The organism is Raoultibacter timonensis (genome assembly GCF_900240215.1).
GTDB classification, from domain to species: Bacteria; Actinomycetota; Coriobacteriia; order Coriobacteriales; family Eggerthellaceae; genus Raoultibacter; species Raoultibacter timonensis.
The window spans coordinates 1500964-1516078 of record NZ_LT964679.1 but is presented as its reverse complement, the minus strand read 5'-3'; the positions used below and the strand labels follow the sequence as shown (position 1 = coordinate 1516078).

Genomic DNA, 15115 nt, shown 5'->3' with positions numbered 1-15115 from the left:
TTTCTAATTACACATGCGTATGCGACCCGGCACCGCCAGTGGCCACCTCGAAAAGGCTGCGGGACTGGGGATGACCATGCGCAGAGGACTAACGAATGGAGAGAACATGACTAAGGTCAGCATTAAATCGCTGCTTGATGCAGGCAGCCACTTCGGCCATCAGACGCGCCGTTGGAACCCCAAGATGAAGCCGTACATCTTCGGCAGCCGCGGGGATATCTACATCATCGATCTCAAGCAAACCCTCATCGGGCTCGACAGGGCCTACACCTTCATCTCCGAAACCGCGCGCAAGGGCGGCACCGTGCTGTTCGTCGGCACGAAGAAGCAGGCGCAAGAGGCTGTGGCCGATGCGGCGAACCGCTGCGGCATGCCGTATGTGAACGCCCGCTGGCTCGGCGGTATGCTCACCAACTTCGTGACCATCCGTTCCCGTGTGACCCGCATGGAGGAGCTTGAGGCCATGGAGGCCGACGGTCGCATGGAGCTTCTGCCCAAGAAAGAGCAGATCCTGCTTCGCAAGGAGCTTGCCAAGCTGCAGACCAACTTGAACGGCATCCGCAACATGAAGAAGGTCCCCGAGGCCGTGTTCGTCATCGACACCAACCGCGAAGCCATCGCGATCCACGAGGCCCGTCGTCTCGACATCCCGGTCGTGGGCACGCTCGATACCAACTGCGATCCCGATGACGTCGATTACGGCATCCCTGCCAACGACGACGCCATCCGTTCGGTCAGCCTGCTCGCCGAGTTCATTGCCGACGCGGTTATCGCCGGCGGCGTTGTGCCTGTGACCGTAGCCGACATGGCGGGCGACGCTCAGGGAGCTGCCGTTGAGGCCGAAGCCGTTGCAGCCATCGCCGAAACCGAGGCTGCGGCCGCAGTCGAAAAGGCCGCTGCCGACGCCGCCGTCGCCGAAGCCGCTGTCGAGGTTGCCGTCGAAGCCGAAGCTGCCGCCGAGGTTGCCGAGGAAAAGGCTGCCGAGTAACGCGCTTTGCACGACCGAAACGATACGACCAGAGCGCGGGCTCTACCCGCGCACCGTTTGATCGAGAAAGGAAACCACCATGGCTGAGATCACAGCATCTATGGTTAAAGAACTCCGCGAGATGACCGGCGCCGGCATGATGGAGTGCAAGAAGGCGCTCGTCGAGGCCGAGGGCGAAATCGAGAAAGCCGTCGACGTTCTGCGTACCCGCGGACTCGCTGCCGTTGCCAAGAAGGCCGGCCGCGCCACCAACGAGGGCACCGTTATGGCCATCGTCTCCGATGACTGCAAATCGGGTGCCGTTATCGAACTGAACTGCGAGACCGACTTCGTCGGCATCAACGACAAGTTCAAGGCCTATGCCGAGAAGATCGCCAAGGCCGCGCTTGCCGCCAAGCCCGCCGACCTCGACGCTCTCAAGGCCGCCGACGCCGAAGGCGAGACGGTGGAAGAAGTCGTCACCGACGCCATCCACACGCTCGGCGAGAACATCCAGCTTTCGCGCTTCGCGGTTGCCGAGGCCGGTGCCGTTTCGTCCTACATCCACGGCGGCGGCAAGATCGGCGTGCTCGTCGAGTTCGACGTCGAGGGCATCGATCCCACGTCGGCCGAGTTCGCCCAGTACGGCCGCGACGTCGCCATGCAGGTAGCGGCTGCGTGCCCCGTTGCCGCGAACCGCGACGCCGTCGACCCGGCCGTTGTGGAGCACGAGAAGTCCATCTACATGGCCCAAGCCGCCGAGTCCGGTAAGCCCGAGGCCATTCAGGAGAAGATGGCGACCGGCCGTCTGGAGAAGTTCTTCAAGGAGAACACGCTCACCGAGCAGGCTTACGTGAAGAACCCCGACCAGAGCGTGTCCGAGTACACTGCCGAGGTTGCCAAGAACCTGGGCGGCGAGATCAAGATCGTGAACTTCACCCGTTTCGTGCTCGGGGATGCCGAGTAGCTCTTAGGCGAAACGCAGCGCTTGAGCACCGTATGTCGATTCGAACGCCGGCGGCCGTTGTGCCGCCGGTTTTTTATTCCGATGGCGGATTACCGGATCGCCGGACCGTCGGACTGCGGGATCGCCGAATCGCCGGTTCGCTGGATCGCCGGATTGCCGGATCGCCGGATTGTCGGTGGCGATCCGTAGTGGTTTTCGGAAAATTCCGAAAATACGTCCGGTTCTGGTTGAGATTTACGATTCTGATCCGCTGAAGGTAAGATACGGTATTTCTGACCTGCGATTCTGCGCAGGCGCATACAATTATCGGTTTCGGATGCGTCTGAAAACCAGCTTTTGCGGGTCAGAATCGCAAATCTCAGCCAAAGTTAGGCGATTTTTCGAAATACACCTGTCGGCGACCGCCGAAGGAGCTGGCGACCGCCGAAGAGGCCGACGGCGGTGCAGCGCATCCGTCGAGTTTCGCGACCGTGCGCGTAGCCGTGCGGTCACGCGCAACTGCGCGTTGAAACCCTCTGCTTTCGTTGTGGATGTTCGATGGTAGGGCATGCGCATGCGCGTGCCTTCTTTTATGGTGGATACGGACTATTCCAAGCAGAAAGACGGGGTTATGCCAGAGGAAATCATCATCGTCAGGGGAAACTCAACGCTTGCGGGTACGGTTGCCGTATCCGGTGCCAAGAACTCGGCGCTCAAGCTCATTGCGGCGGCGATTCTCGGTCAAGGGGTTTCGGTGGTGCATAACGTGCCTCTCATCTCCGATATCAACATCATGGCCGACGTTATCAGACGTCTCGGCGCCACCGTCGAGCGCGACGGCCATACCCTCACCATCGATGCGACCGATATCGCGAAATACGAGACTCCCTACGAGCTCGTATCGAAGATGCGCGCAAGCATATCGGTGCTCGGCCCGCTCGTCGGGCGCTTCGGGCGCGCGCGAGTCGCCATGCCCGGCGGCTGCCAGATCGGAGCGCGTAAGATCGATATGCACATGATCGGCCTTGAGGCCCTCGGCGTGCATTTCGAGATCGAGCACGGATTTCTTGAGGCTACTACACCGAACGGCCTGCACGGTGCCCATGTCGTCCTCGAGTTCCCGAGCGTCGGCGCTACCGAGAACATGGTTATGGCGTCGGTCGTGGCCGAGGGAACCACGGTTATCGAAAACGCCGCGCGCGAGCCCGAGATCGTCGATCTGATGAACATGCTCAATGCGATGGGCGCGCGCATAAACGGAGCGGGCTCATCGATCATCGAGGTCGAGGGCGTACCGCTCTCGTCGATGCATCCGTGCGAGCACACCACCGTCGGCGACCGCATCGAAGCGGGCACGTTCCTTGCGGGCGCGGCGCTCGTCGGCGGTCCGGTTACGGTTACCGGTATCGATCCGTCGTTTCTGCGTATGGCTCTCATGAAACTCGAGGCCATGGGCTGCGATATCGAGGTAGACGGCGACGCCGTTACGGTTTCGCGCACGCGTCCCATCGGAGCCATCGATATCCAGACTTTGCCCCATCCCGGGTTTCCGACCGACCTGCAGGCGCAGTTCATGCTGCTCGCGGCGCTTGCCGAAGGAAACTCGGTCATATCGGAAAACGTATTCGAGAACCGGTTCATGTTCGCATCGGAGTTGGTCCGCATGGGTGCCGACATCACGATCGAAGGGCATCACGCGCTCGTCCGCGGCGTCGAACGGCTGCAGGGCGCTCCGGTTTCCTCGACCGACCTTCGTGCCGGTGCTGCGCTCGTGCTCGCGGGCATTGCGGCGGAGGGCGAAACCCATGTACACGAGATATCCCATATCGACCGAGGCTACGAAGACTACGTGGGCAAGCTGCGTTCGCTCGGAGCCGATGTCGTAAGGACGGTTCTTTCGTAAGAACCCGTCTGCCATAGACGTTAGGACCATCGTATGGCGTACAAGCCGAGGAAGGTTTCAGCTTCCCACTCGAACCGCACGTCGCGCAAGCTGCGCGATGCGACCATAGGCACTCACGTGCCGTCGGGCACCCGACGGACCGCCAACCGCGTTAACGGGGGAACGGTTCAGTTCTCGAACCCCCGCAAGTCAACGCGCGCCAAGCGGGGCGTCGTCGATCATGTGCTGCCCAGCACTTCGACGCGCGAGAGCGATTCCGCGTACTCGAAGCGCGTTTCGAGCCGGGGGTTCGCAGACGGTATACAGCGCCAGGCGCGCATCAGGGGCATTGCCATCGTAGTCGCCGTCGTACTGCTCGTTGTCTGCGTGGCGGGCGGCGTCGGCGTTGCCGCGTACTTCGGATCGGTATCGGACAAGATGGGACTCGGCGACTCGAACGCCAAAGGCGCACTTGTGTCTCCTGCAGAGGGGAAGGCGCCCTACGTGCTGCTCGTCGGCGAGTTCTCCAAGCCGGGGCAGGCTTACGACGGCCCCGATATGCTCATGCTCGCCCGCATCGACTCAGACAACAAGCAGGTTTCGCTCGTGTCGATACCCGCGAATGCGCAGGTATCCTTGAGCGACGGAAACGTGCACCGCATAGCCGAGGCGCAGCTTCTCGGCGGCGACGAGTACCTCGTGTCAACCGTTGCCGCCTATACGGGCGTGAGCGTTTCCCATCTCATCAAAACCGATGCCGATGGGCTCGGGGATCTGGTCGATGCCCTCGGCGGTTTGACGATCGACGTGAGCCAGGAGGTCGACGACCCGAACGCGGGCGACCTCTACATCCCCGCTGGCGAGCAAACGCTCGACGGCGATGCCGTGCTCACGCTGTGCCGCGCGCTCAACTTCGCGGAAGGTGACGAGACGCGTGCGGAGAACCAGCAGAAGGTCGTTCTTGCGCTTGCGGGCAAGCTGCTCGATACGAATGCATTCAGCATCGTTCCCACGCTCGATACGATTGCGGGAACGGTTCGCACCGATTATTCCGCCTCCGATGCCATGGGCCTCATCGATTCGCTGCGCGGCATCGACCTGACGCAGGTGCATGCGGTTCGCATGCCCGGATACCAGCTTACGAGCTCGTCGACGGGCCAGGAGTACTTCATCGCTTCCGACGACGAGTGGACGGCCATGCTCGCCGCCATCGAAGCGGGAGAGGATCCGACGCCGGCGGAGAGCGAGGGGCCGACGGTGGATCCCGCGAGTTTCACGGTCACCGTGCGAAACGGCTCGGGCATCACGGGTGGCGCGCAGCAGATGAGCGACGCGCTTGCCGAAGGCGGCTTCAACGTAACCGAAACCGGCAACGCCGACCAGTACGTGTACAACGAAACGTTGGTCGTCTACCAGGATAACAACTTCAAGGAAGCGGCGGAATCGATCGTGAATCATCTGGGGGCGGGCAGAGCCATCGCCTCGAACGGGTTCTACACGTTCGAGACCGATGTGCTCGTCGTACTCGGAAAGGATTGGCAGCCGCTGAATTGATCCGCTTGCCGCATCGCGAAGTGCAGCGCTTGCGGTATGCTACAATCGATCGGAACATTCTTCGAAGAAGGGATTTGCATCATGGTAGAGAAAAACGATGTGGCCGCAGTGCTCGAGCTCATCCGTCCGAGCCTCCAGGCCGATGGCGGGGATGTCTCGCTCGTCGACGTTGCGGAGGACGGCACCGTGACCGTCGAGCTGCAGGGTGCCTGCAAGGGCTGCCCCATGTCGCAGATGACGCTTGCCAACGGCGTCGAGCGCATCCTCAAGGAGCGCGTGCCGGGCGTAACCAAGGTAGTGCCCGCGATGTAGCCCGAAGGCTACCGCGAGCGATATAACGAGAAAGGTCGGCAGGAACATGGCTGTATGCTGGGAGATGCGGGGCTGCGACGACGAGATGCAATCGCGATGCCCTCACAACCAACCGGGCGAGCCGTGTCCTGCCGACTGCCATTATGCGGCATGCCATCGCGAGACGCATGCCGTAGCCACCGATTTCGAGCTTCTGCTCAATCCCGAACTCGACTACGAGGCCTCGGTCAAAGAGGTCTGCCGCTTCTGCGAGTTCTTCCTGTCGAGGGGTCCGGCGCTCGCCGACCGCGCGAGCGATGTTCCGCGTCAAGGAAATCCCAACCGTTTCCTTCTCTGAACGATCGTTCTGCTACAATGTGCTTGAGAGCACAGCACGCAGCGACGGCGAACGGGAGGAGCAGTGAGATCGATGACGGATAACCTGACCTGTCCCGCTTGCAAGGCAACCGATCTCGACGTATGCAAGTACGATTCCATGATGGTGCTGAGGAAGGATACGGCGCTGTTCTCGCTGCGCTGCCCTCATTGCGGCGCCTCGGTTTCTTCGGTTCATGCGATCCCCGCCCAGCTGCGCGAGGAGATCAGGTTCGCGGCCATCGAGGTGGGTGCTGGCATGGGCGCGGGGGAGTAGGACGTGCTCTTTTCGGCGTGATGCGCTTTGCGCGATACGCGTCGGCGAAACGGTGAAATGCGACGGCGCGCCGCTTGAGAGCGGCGCTTTTTCATGGAGGATGCATGCTCAACGACATCTATCAAAGCCTCGATCCGATAGCGTTCTCGTTCGGGCCCATCGTGGTCAGATGGTACGGGATAGCCTATGTGCTCGGCTTCGTATGCGCTGCGCTCGTGATGTACCGGGTCTCAAAGCGCTGGAAGGTCCGCATCGATGCCGATTCGCTCATTACGATTATGTTCTGCGTGATCATCGGCGTGATCATCGGCGGCAGGCTCGGATACGTGCTGTTTTACGGCAACGGCGAATACCTCAAGAACCCGCTTGAGATCCTTGCGTTCAGCCATGGCGGCATGAGCTTCCATGGGGGGCTTATCGGCGCGCTTGTCGCGGGCATCGTCGCAGCGAAGCTCACGAAGATCCCGTACCTGACGCTTGCCGATCTCGGGTGCATCGGAGCGCCGATCGGCCTGTTCTTCGGGAGGTGCGCGAACTTCATTAACGGCGAACTGTGGGGCGCGCCTACCGATGTTGCCTGGGGCGTGGTGTTCGGCGGCAGCGCGGGAACGATGCCCCGGCATCCGTCGCAGCTGTACGAAGCCCTGCTCGAGGGCGTGATCCTCTTTGCCGTACTCTATTTCCTGTCGCGCAAGCAGCCTCCTCGGCGCCGCGGCACGTTCCTCGGTCTGTTCCTCATTATGTACGGTTGTTTTCGGTTTGTCATCGAGTTCGTCCGCGAGCCCGATGTGCAGCTAGGATATCTGTGGGGCGGATGGCTCACCATGGGTCAACTGCTCTCGGTGCCCCTGATCCTTGTGGGTATCGGTGTGCTGGTTTATGCGATTAAGATGAAGCTGCCCCAGCAGGGACTTCCAGAATTGCTACCAGTAGAATAGCATATAAAGAAAGACGAAAACCACCGAGGAGGAAACCATGGACGTCAAGTTCTATCATTGCACCCATTGCGGAAACATCGCCGTGAAGCCGTTTGATTCGGGAGTACCGCTGGTCTGCTGTGGCGAGAAGATGGAAGAGCTCACCGCTAACACCGTCGACGCGGCGGTCGAGAAGCATGTGCCCGATGTGAAGATCGATGGTGTGAACGTTCATGTGCAGGTGGGAAGCGTGCTGCATCCCATGACCCCGGAGCACTACATCACCTTCATCTGCCTGGTGACCGAGAACGGCTACCAGATCGCCGAACTGACCCCCGAAAGCGCTCCCGTGGCCGATTTCGCCATCGCCGAGGGCGACAAGCCGCTCAAGGTGTACGAGTACTGCAACCTCCACGGTCTGTGGGTTGCCGAGGTGTAAGCAGCTCGATCCTGCTCGCTGCGGTGCTGCCGTAACGGGCGACAGGACGTCTGGCGAAAGCGCCGGACGAAATCGCGTGCATGAAAGCCGATGGCCTTCGGGCTGTCGGCTTTGCTATTCGAGGGAGCCTCGCCGCTCTGCGCCATACGCTGTATGCAGGCTTTGTGATGGAAGACGACGAATGGGCATCCGAGGGAAACGCTGAGCGCAATCGGTCGCGCTTGTGATATTATATGAAAGCTTGTCTTCGCCTTGGTCGGAAACCAAGGCCTGTAAAGGAGAAACCAATGAAACAGGGAATTCATCCGGATTATGTGGACTGCACGGTTACGTGCAGCTGCGGGAACACTTGGCAGACCCGCTCAACCAAGCCCGAGCTGAGGATCGACCTCTGCAACAAGTGCCACCCGTTCTTCACCGGTCAGCAGAAGTTCATCGATACCGGTGGACGCGTCCAGCGCTTCGCCGACAAGTTCGGTTCCGCCAAGGAAACCGTGGCAGCACGCGAGGCGGCAAAGAGGGCCGAGCGCCAGGCAGCTATCGAGGCAGCCGAGGCCGCCAAGAAGGCCGAGCGCGATGCGAAGGCAGCCGAAAAGGCCAAGCGCGCAGCCGAGTTTGCCAAGAAGGCCGAAGTTGACGCCGTCAAGGCAGAGCAGGAAGCCGTAGCTGGCGAGGTAGAGGCAGCCGAGGCCGCCATCGCCGAAGCCGAGGCAGCTCCCGCAGCTGAAGCCGCTCCTGCTGAGGAAGCCGCTGAGTAAGCGCGCTTCGACTGGTTCTTTCAAGCTCCAAGCTTGAAGGCCTCAGGTACTTAACGGTACACGAAAACGAACGCCGACGATTGAGTCCGTCGGCGTTCGTTGTTTCAGGGGCGAGCCCATGGTAGCGCGTCTCCGTGCAGGCGTAGGGCGAGAACACCCGTATCAGGTTCGAAATTGCGGGTGAGCGAAAAGGGTTGCGCGCGTGCGCGCAACCGATGGCCGACGGGATTTTCGTCAGGCGCGGCGCACCGTCATCATCTGCAGCGCTTCTCCGAACAGCTTGCCTGCCCCCGACATGACCGCAAAGCGCGTTTTCTCGGGGTCGGCAACGACGCTGCCCGCGAGGGCTTCCACGCCCCAGTCGAACAGGAAGGGCGAGGCTACGACGCTCGGGCCGACCATGACGGTTGCGGCGCTCTTCGTCAGATCGAGCAGCCTCGGCGCCGTCTTGTTGATGATCGTGACACCGGTGATGAACGCGAAATCGGTCGAGGGGAGCACGTATTCGCACGCAGGGTCGGGCGTATCGAGCGCTTGGGAGCAATTGCGTTCGAGCACGGTGAGCTCAGCGGTTTCGCCGATGCGCTCGACATGGGGAAAGTGCCCGATCACGGTAACCTTCTTGCCTTCCATGCGGGGAAGGTACACCTCGAAGGCGTCCATCTTGCGCGTGGTGCCGTCGGGCAGTTCGACCGCTTCGTCGTACACGGCACCGAGCGGGTCGAGCAATTCGGGACGCGAATACCATGCGTTGAGCGCGGCCACCCCGAGCGACGCCTCCTCGAAGCACCATGACTTCGAGAGTTCTGCTACGGCTTTGAGGGGCATTCCCCTCAAATCGCAGGTGTAGGAACGGCGTGCTCCTCCCTTGCAGGTAAAGCTTACGCCCATGCCGCACTCGGCTTCGACGTAGGACCAATGCGTGCCCAGGCAGTAGTCGGTAACGCGGATATCGTCGGGGATGCAAGCGATCAGATGGTTGTAGAACTTCCAAGGCGTGGCATGGTCGTAGGTGTCCGGAAAGGCGATATCGGTCTGGGTGGGGTTTGAGGCGCAGCAGTCTTTTTCGGGGCAGCCCATCGGTTTCTCCTGTCGTTTCGTTGTGCTGAGCGCCGGCATGAGCAAGGCGCATTGTATCCAATGCAGTATAATACTCCGAAAACGATGCGAGAGGAACTCTTCGATGCTCTTTATCCTGACGGGAGGCGTGCAAACCGGCAAGACCCGCTGGCTCGAACGCCTGGTTGCCGCCATGGCCGAGCAGGGCGTGCCCTGCTGCGGCGTGCTGGCTCCCGGCGTATGGCGGGTTGCCGATGCGGCGACGGAAACCGCGCTTGATGGCGGCGCGCCCGAGCGCGAGAAGATCGGGATCGACAACGTGCTGCTTCCCGGAGGCGATCGCGTGCGCTTTGCCATGCGGAGGGATTCGCTTGACCGCTCGCATAGCGGTGCGCTTCGGGCAGGGGTGGCCGACGATGCGGGGGCGGTGGGCGCTGCCGGTCTTTCGAAGGCCACCACGCAAAGCGACAAGGCTTCTCTGGGTTGGGCGATTTTCGATGACGCGCTCGCATGCGTCAACGCGCATTTCGAATCGTTGGCTTCGGAGTCCGAATTGATTGGGAGTGCGCCATCGGAATCGGCGGCGCCATGCGGTTTGCTCGTGGTCGACGAACTCGGCCGCCTTGAGCTGCAGGGTGGCCGGGGCGGTGGACTCGAAGCGGCCTTGCGCCGGCACGACAAGGGGCCGACGCCGCGGTTTCCCCACGCCCTCGTCGTAGTGCGCGACTGGCTCGTCGGCGAGGCCGAACGGCGTTTCGAACCCGTTTGGGGTGCACCGCGCGTCATCGTTCCCGATAAAGCTGGCCGCGCAGCCGTCGAGACGGCCTTTTCGATGCGCGCCTGCGGCTGGGGGCAAACTGCCGATCGGGGGTAGTTCGCCGGCTAACGTTGCCGGCTTTGTTGGCTCGCGGCAGCGGGATGGGCGGGCACCGAGGGGTCGGCGTCCTTTACGCCGACGAGCGGAATACCCGAACGCAGCAGTGCGAACCACGAGATTCCCGCGACGGCCATCGAGAGCACGATGATGGCGCCCACGCCGACGATGAAGTTCGGCCAGGGCAATACGGCGAGCACCATGCCGACGCACCCGATCGCCGTATGGGCGAAGTTGATGAGCGACGCTGCCGCACCCGTATCGCCTTCCTGTTGGGATAGGAGGATGTTCGTGCTGTACGGACGCACGCACGCTTCGGTGATGGCGAACACGAGGAACGTCGCGCAGAACAGGTACGGCGATAGCTCGCCGAGCGCAAGCATCGCAACACCGGAAACCAACGCGACGGCGATGATGATCGTCGTGAAGCGCCGCGTGCTCGTATAGCGCGACGCTTTGAGCCAGATGAGAGGTCCTGCGGCAGTGAGCAGGGCGGCGATTGCGAAGAAATAGCTGTACTCGAGTTCGCTCAACCCGAAGAACGTGATGTAGATATAGGAGCCTACGGCGATGTAGGCCATGAACGGCAGGTTGTACAGCCCGACGATGCACAGAAACGAAGTGAAGCCCTTGTTCTTGGCGACGGTGCCGAGCTGCGCGATGCTGCCGAAAACCGTACCTTGGTACCGCGCTTGCGCAGGAAGCGTTTCTCGGTAGAGCAGAGCGAGCACGGCGCACACGAGTCCGATTCCCGAGAGAACCCAAAACGTCATGTGCCAATCGGCAACCTGGAGGATCAGCGCGCCGATAACCGGTGCGAGCACGGGTCCGACCACGAACATAACCTGCACGATCGAGAGGATCGCTTCGCGTTTTTCGGGGATGATCGCGTCCTTGACGNGAGACCGGGTCCGACCACGACCATACCCGGCGCGATGGAGAGGATCGCTTCGCGTTTGTCGGGGATGATCGCGTCCTGGACGATGGCGGTCGAACCGGCGCTGCCCGCTCCCGCCCCGAGCGCCTGCACGACGCGCATGCCGATGAGCACCCAGATGTCGGGAGCCATTGCGCACAGGGCGCTCGCCGCCGTGTAGGCGACCATGCCGGCGACCAGCACGGGCTTGCGGCCGTAGCGGTCGCTTGTCGGCCCGAATACGAGCAGGCCGATTGCGAAGAAGAGGTAGTATCCCGCAAGCGTCAGGTTGACGGTGCCCGCGTCGGTTTCGAAGTACTCGGTCATATGGGGCACGGCGGGCGTGTACATGTCGAGCGAAAGGGGCGTCACGAGGCTTGTGACGACAAGCAGGGCGACGAGCCCGATGGGTCCGAGGTATTTTTGTGGTTGGACGAGCCACCGGTTCAGGTTCATAGAACATCTCCTCCTGTTCATAGAACGCGACCCGATTAGGGGATTACAAGGGAGGTACTTTAGCGAAACGTTGCGCCGACGCCGCGCAATCTGCCGATCACCATAAAGACACCATTTCTTCATGGGCGGTAAACGGGCAGATGAGAGACTTAGCACCTAAAGGAATATCTTCGGTTCGTGATAGAATAAACGACGGATTGCCGGCGGGCACGCAAGGGGGCGCAGCAGTGAAGAAACTCGGAATACTCGGTGGAATGGGTCCCGAATCGACGCTTATGTACTACAGGGAAATCGCCATGCGCTACAGGGAGCGTATGGGCGCCGACGAGTTTCCCCGCCTGACCATCGAGGCGCTCGACATGTACCGAGCCGTTGGTTTGTGCAAGTCCGATAGGCTTGACGAACTGGTCGAATACCTTGTCTCAGGGTTGGAGAGCCTCGAAGCGGCCGGAGCCGATTTTGCGGTGCTCGCGTCGAATACACCCCATGTGGTGTTCGATAGGCTGCAGGAACGCTCGTGCATTCCCCTCATCAGCATCGTCGAGACCGCATGTGACGCTGCGGCTTCTCAGCGGATCGGCAGGATCGCCTGGCTGGGCACGGGGTTCACGATGGCGCATCCCTATTTCGAAGAGGCGTTTCGCCGTCGTGGCATCGAAGTCGTGTCGCCGAACGAGGAGGATCGCATCCGCATCGACGGAATCATCGCCGACGAGCTCGAGTTCGGCATCGTGCGTGCTGAATCGAAGCGCGCGATCGACGCCGTACTCGAAGCCCTACGTGACGAGCGGGGCATCGAAGCGGCGGTTCTCGGATGCACGGAGCTTCCGCTCATGTACGACGGCGCATCGGCACCCGTCCCCCTGTTCGATACCGCACGGCTCCATATCGAGAGGATCATGGACGTTTTGTTCGAAGGGAATTGAAAGGACCAGCATGATTGACGTCAACGCGTTTCGCAGCATCTCCTATGGGCTCTATCTCATAGCTTCCCATGGCGACGGTGGACGAGCGGGGTGTACAGTGAACACGTTTGCCCAGGTTACCTCGGATCCTTTGCAGGTGAGCGTAGCGGTGAACAAGGATAACCACACCGCTTCGATCATCGAGCAGGCCGGCAGGTACACGGCGGTCAGCCTGTCTCGAGACGCGTCGATGGACCTTATCGGCAAATTCGGGTTCTTCTGCAGCCGCGATGTCGACAAGTTCGAGCCGTTCGCGGTCGAAACGGATGCCTCGGGCTGCCCATACATCGCCGAGCAGGCAGTGGCGCGCTTCTCGGTCGAGGTGACCGATTCGGTCGATCTCGGCACGCATATGCTGTTCATCGGAACCGTGGTCGAAGCGGAGCGGCTTTCCGACGACGAACCGATGACGTACGCGTACTACCATGCGGTCAAGGGCGGGAAAACGCCGCCGAAGGCATCGAGCTTCATAGCCGATCGCATCGAGGACGCCGTGCCCCCGTCTGCTTCCGGCGATGCCGACGCGCATGAGGACGCTCCGAAAACCCGCTACGGGTGGCGGTGCACCATCTGCGGCCACGTCGAAGAGGTCGACGAGCTGCCCGATGGTTTTTCCTGTCCGATCTGCGGGGTGGGCAAGGAGCTGTTCGAGAAAATCGAGCTGTAGACCGTCCGATCGAGCTGAAGATCGTCTGGAAAAGACAGGCCGCCTTCCGGGCGGCCTGCAAGCGGTCTGCATCTTATCGACGAGCGGTGTCCCATGCAAGAAACGCCCAGGTTACGATGCGCGTGCAATCGAGCTTGAACGGCTTTTGCGGCACGCCCTTCTTGTCGGGTTCGCCCGCCTCGGGATTGGCGACGAGGTGCTGTTCGGTCCATGTGCGAAGGCGGTCGAGCGCTGCGGAGGTTTCGGGCGACTCCTTGTCGGACACCGCGTCGAGCACCATGCGCGAAAAGCTGTCGTAGGCGTCGTCGAAGCTCTCGAACGTGTCGGTTCTCGTGCTTTTGATGTAGCTCACCTCGGGCATGATCCCTTCGCCGACGAGGATGTTGAACGCGTAGAGGAAATCGTTGCCGAACTCGTTTTTCACACCGATGTCAGAAAGGATGCGCTCGTCCATCCGCGGCGAAGAGCCGGTCGAGAGCGTGATGCACACGCGGCGGCGCGCTACCGAGGTCAGGCGCATGAGCGCGGCCTTCATGTCCGATACCGCGATCGAGCGCGATGCGATGGCCACATCGGCCATACCCTCGCGCACGCCGTGTGCCTCCCAGTCGTCCTCCCAGCTCATGAGTTTGGGGAACACGGTCGCAATGCCTTTCTCGGCGAGTTCTTCGTCGAGTATGTCGAGCATGCCCTGCGAGAAATCGGCGGCGACCACCTTATGGCCCTCGCGTCCGAGGGGGATGGAGAGCGCGCCTGTTCCGCATCCCATGTCGAACACCGTTTCGCCCGGTTCGATGCGGGCGAGTTCGAGGAAGCGGTTGACGTAAGCGTTCGGGGCGTCTTTGGTGGAGAACGTCTTCGAGCGTTTGTCCCAATACGCGGAGTTATCCGCTTTGCGTCGGGCGATCTGCAGGCGCTTCCATTCTTCGTTCCAGTCGGTCGTGGAAAGCAGAGGTGTGAAGTTTTGCGTCATGGGGTCCCTTTCGCCGTACGGAGCATCCAAGTTCAAGTACTATACTAGCAAACTGCGATTCGGTTCGCGCTCTCGGCGGCCGAACAATCTCTCGAACCGATTGGAGCGTACGAGCTAATGCAAGTCGAGCTTCTCTACCATACCCCCGATCCCGAGCGCGCCATCGCAACGGCGGCGCGGCTGTGCTATGCGCCTGTCGGCGCGTCGGAGCTCATGGAAACCATGCCCGAGGATCGGGTGAAAAGCGTGCTCTCGACGATCATGAAGAGCGGTCATTTCTCGACGCTCGAGCACGCCAGCTACACGTTCGCCGTTGACGGCGTGTCCCGTGCACTGACCCACCAGCTCGTGCGCCATCGTATCGCGAGCTTCAACCAGCAAAGCCAGCGCTACGTGAAGTACACCGAGGGCCTATCGGTTATCAAGCCCGAGAGCGTTGTTGCCGACGCTGCAACCGAGCGGGTTTTCGACGATGCCATCGCCGCGTCGCTTGAGGCCTATGCGACGCTGCTTGAAGCGGGCGTTCCCGCCGAGGACGCCCGCTACCTTCTGCCCAACGCCGCCGAGACGAAGATCGTCATCACCATGAACGTGCGCGAGCTTCTGCATTTCTTCGGCTTGCGCTGCTGCAACCGCGCGCAGTGGGAGATACGCGCGATGGCCGACGAGATGCTCGCGCTCGCGAAGCCGACCGCGCCCTACATCTTCATGGACGCCGGTGCGCCCTGCATCCGCGGAGCATGTCCCGAGGGTAAAATGACCTGCGGAAACCCCTATCCGCGCGTAACGAGGGATTAAC

General features: G+C 61.4%; 18 protein-coding genes. 14 read left to right on the top strand and 4 right to left on the bottom strand.

The window, feature by feature from the left end:
* Positions 1-106 precede the first annotated feature (106 nt).
* The 10 genes from rpsB (at position 107) to rpmE (ending at position 8406) form a co-directional block, all read left to right on the top strand.
* Entirely contained in the window at positions 107-988 is an 882-nt protein-coding gene (gene rpsB / locus C1722_RS06775; protein WP_102378563.1) for a 30S ribosomal protein S2, read from the top strand.
* 79 nt (positions 989-1067) lie between these two features.
* On the top strand, positions 1068-1934 hold the full coding sequence (gene tsf / locus C1722_RS06770; protein WP_102378562.1) for a translation elongation factor Ts: 867 nt from the start codon (positions 1068-1070) through the stop codon (positions 1932-1934).
* Positions 1935-2544: 610 nt separating this feature from the next.
* Positions 2545-3816 carry a UDP-N-acetylglucosamine 1-carboxyvinyltransferase gene (murA, locus tag C1722_RS06765; protein ID WP_102378561.1) on the top strand — a complete coding sequence of 424 codons (1272 nt, stop codon included), beginning with the start codon at positions 2545-2547 and terminating at the stop codon, positions 3814-3816.
* 33 nt (positions 3817-3849) lie between these two features.
* Positions 3850-5349, top strand: a complete 1500-nt coding sequence (locus tag C1722_RS06760) for an LCP family protein (RefSeq protein WP_102378560.1) — start codon at positions 3850-3852, stop codon at positions 5347-5349.
* A gap of 81 nt (positions 5350-5430) precedes the next feature.
* Positions 5431-5661 (top strand): NifU family protein, encoded by a 231-nt coding sequence (locus C1722_RS06755; protein ID WP_102378559.1) that lies wholly within the window; start codon positions 5431-5433, stop codon positions 5659-5661.
* A gap of 46 nt (positions 5662-5707) precedes the next feature.
* Positions 5708-5998 carry a hypothetical protein gene (locus C1722_RS06750; RefSeq protein WP_102378558.1) on the top strand — a complete coding sequence of 97 codons (291 nt, stop codon included), beginning with the start codon at positions 5708-5710 and terminating at the stop codon, positions 5996-5998.
* A 72-nt stretch (positions 5999-6070) separates the two neighbouring features.
* Entirely contained in the window at positions 6071-6292 is a 222-nt protein-coding gene (locus tag C1722_RS06745; RefSeq protein WP_102378557.1) for a UDP-N-acetylmuramoylalanyl-D-glutamate--2,6-diaminopimelate ligase, read from the top strand.
* 104 nt (positions 6293-6396) lie between these two features.
* Complete coding sequence (gene lgt / locus C1722_RS06740; protein ID WP_102378556.1) at positions 6397-7230, top strand: prolipoprotein diacylglyceryl transferase; 834 nt, start codon at positions 6397-6399, stop codon at positions 7228-7230.
* Between the two features lie 37 nt (positions 7231-7267).
* Entirely contained in the window at positions 7268-7648 is a 381-nt protein-coding gene (locus C1722_RS06735) for a desulfoferrodoxin family protein (RefSeq protein ID WP_102378555.1), read from the top strand.
* Positions 7649-7935: 287 nt separating this feature from the next.
* Complete coding sequence (rpmE, locus tag C1722_RS06730; protein WP_102378554.1) at positions 7936-8406, top strand: 50S ribosomal protein L31; 471 nt, start codon at positions 7936-7938, stop codon at positions 8404-8406.
* A gap of 234 nt (positions 8407-8640) precedes the next feature.
* On the opposite strand, the gene C1722_RS06725 is transcribed toward rpmE, so the two are convergent.
* Positions 8641-9486 (bottom strand): DUF364 domain-containing protein, encoded by an 846-nt coding sequence (locus tag C1722_RS06725; RefSeq protein WP_102378553.1) that lies wholly within the window; start codon positions 9484-9486, stop codon positions 8641-8643.
* 103 nt (positions 9487-9589) lie between these two features.
* On the opposite strand from C1722_RS06725, the gene C1722_RS06720 reads away from it, so the two are divergent.
* The gene (locus C1722_RS06720; protein ID WP_102378552.1) at positions 9590-10339 is read left to right on the top strand and encodes a hypothetical protein; all 750 of its coding nucleotides are present in this window, start codon (positions 9590-9592) and stop codon (positions 10337-10339) included.
* 8 nt (positions 10340-10347) lie between these two features.
* On the opposite strand, the gene C1722_RS06715 is transcribed toward C1722_RS06720, so the two are convergent.
* Positions 10348-11181, bottom strand: coding sequence for an MFS transporter (locus C1722_RS06715; protein WP_280522936.1), 834 nt, complete (start codon positions 11179-11181; stop codon positions 10348-10350).
* Positions 11136-11582, bottom strand: a complete 447-nt coding sequence (locus C1722_RS17580) for an MFS transporter (RefSeq protein ID WP_425319369.1) — start codon at positions 11580-11582, stop codon at positions 11136-11138. Before C1722_RS17580 ends, C1722_RS06715 begins: the two co-directional genes overlap by 46 nt.
* Before the next feature lie 356 nt (positions 11583-11938).
* On the opposite strand from C1722_RS17580, the gene C1722_RS06710 reads away from it, so the two are divergent.
* Together C1722_RS06710 and C1722_RS06705 are read left to right on the top strand one after the other, a co-directional pair.
* Positions 11939-12637, top strand: a complete 699-nt coding sequence (locus C1722_RS06710) for an aspartate/glutamate racemase family protein (protein WP_102379567.1) — start codon at positions 11939-11941, stop codon at positions 12635-12637.
* 10 nt (positions 12638-12647) lie between these two features.
* Complete coding sequence (locus C1722_RS06705; protein WP_102378551.1) at positions 12648-13343, top strand: flavin reductase; 696 nt, start codon at positions 12648-12650, stop codon at positions 13341-13343.
* A gap of 73 nt (positions 13344-13416) precedes the next feature.
* Here C1722_RS06705 and C1722_RS06700 read toward each other — a convergent pair whose 3' ends face one another.
* Positions 13417-14316 (bottom strand): class I SAM-dependent methyltransferase, encoded by a 900-nt coding sequence (locus tag C1722_RS06700; protein ID WP_102378550.1) that lies wholly within the window; start codon positions 14314-14316, stop codon positions 13417-13419.
* Between the two features lie 117 nt (positions 14317-14433).
* Here C1722_RS06700 and thyX point away from each other — a divergent pair, with 117 nt between their 5' ends.
* The gene (gene thyX / locus C1722_RS06695; protein WP_102378549.1) at positions 14434-15114 is read left to right on the top strand and encodes an FAD-dependent thymidylate synthase; all 681 of its coding nucleotides are present in this window, start codon (positions 14434-14436) and stop codon (positions 15112-15114) included.
* Position 15115 lies beyond the last annotated feature (1 nt).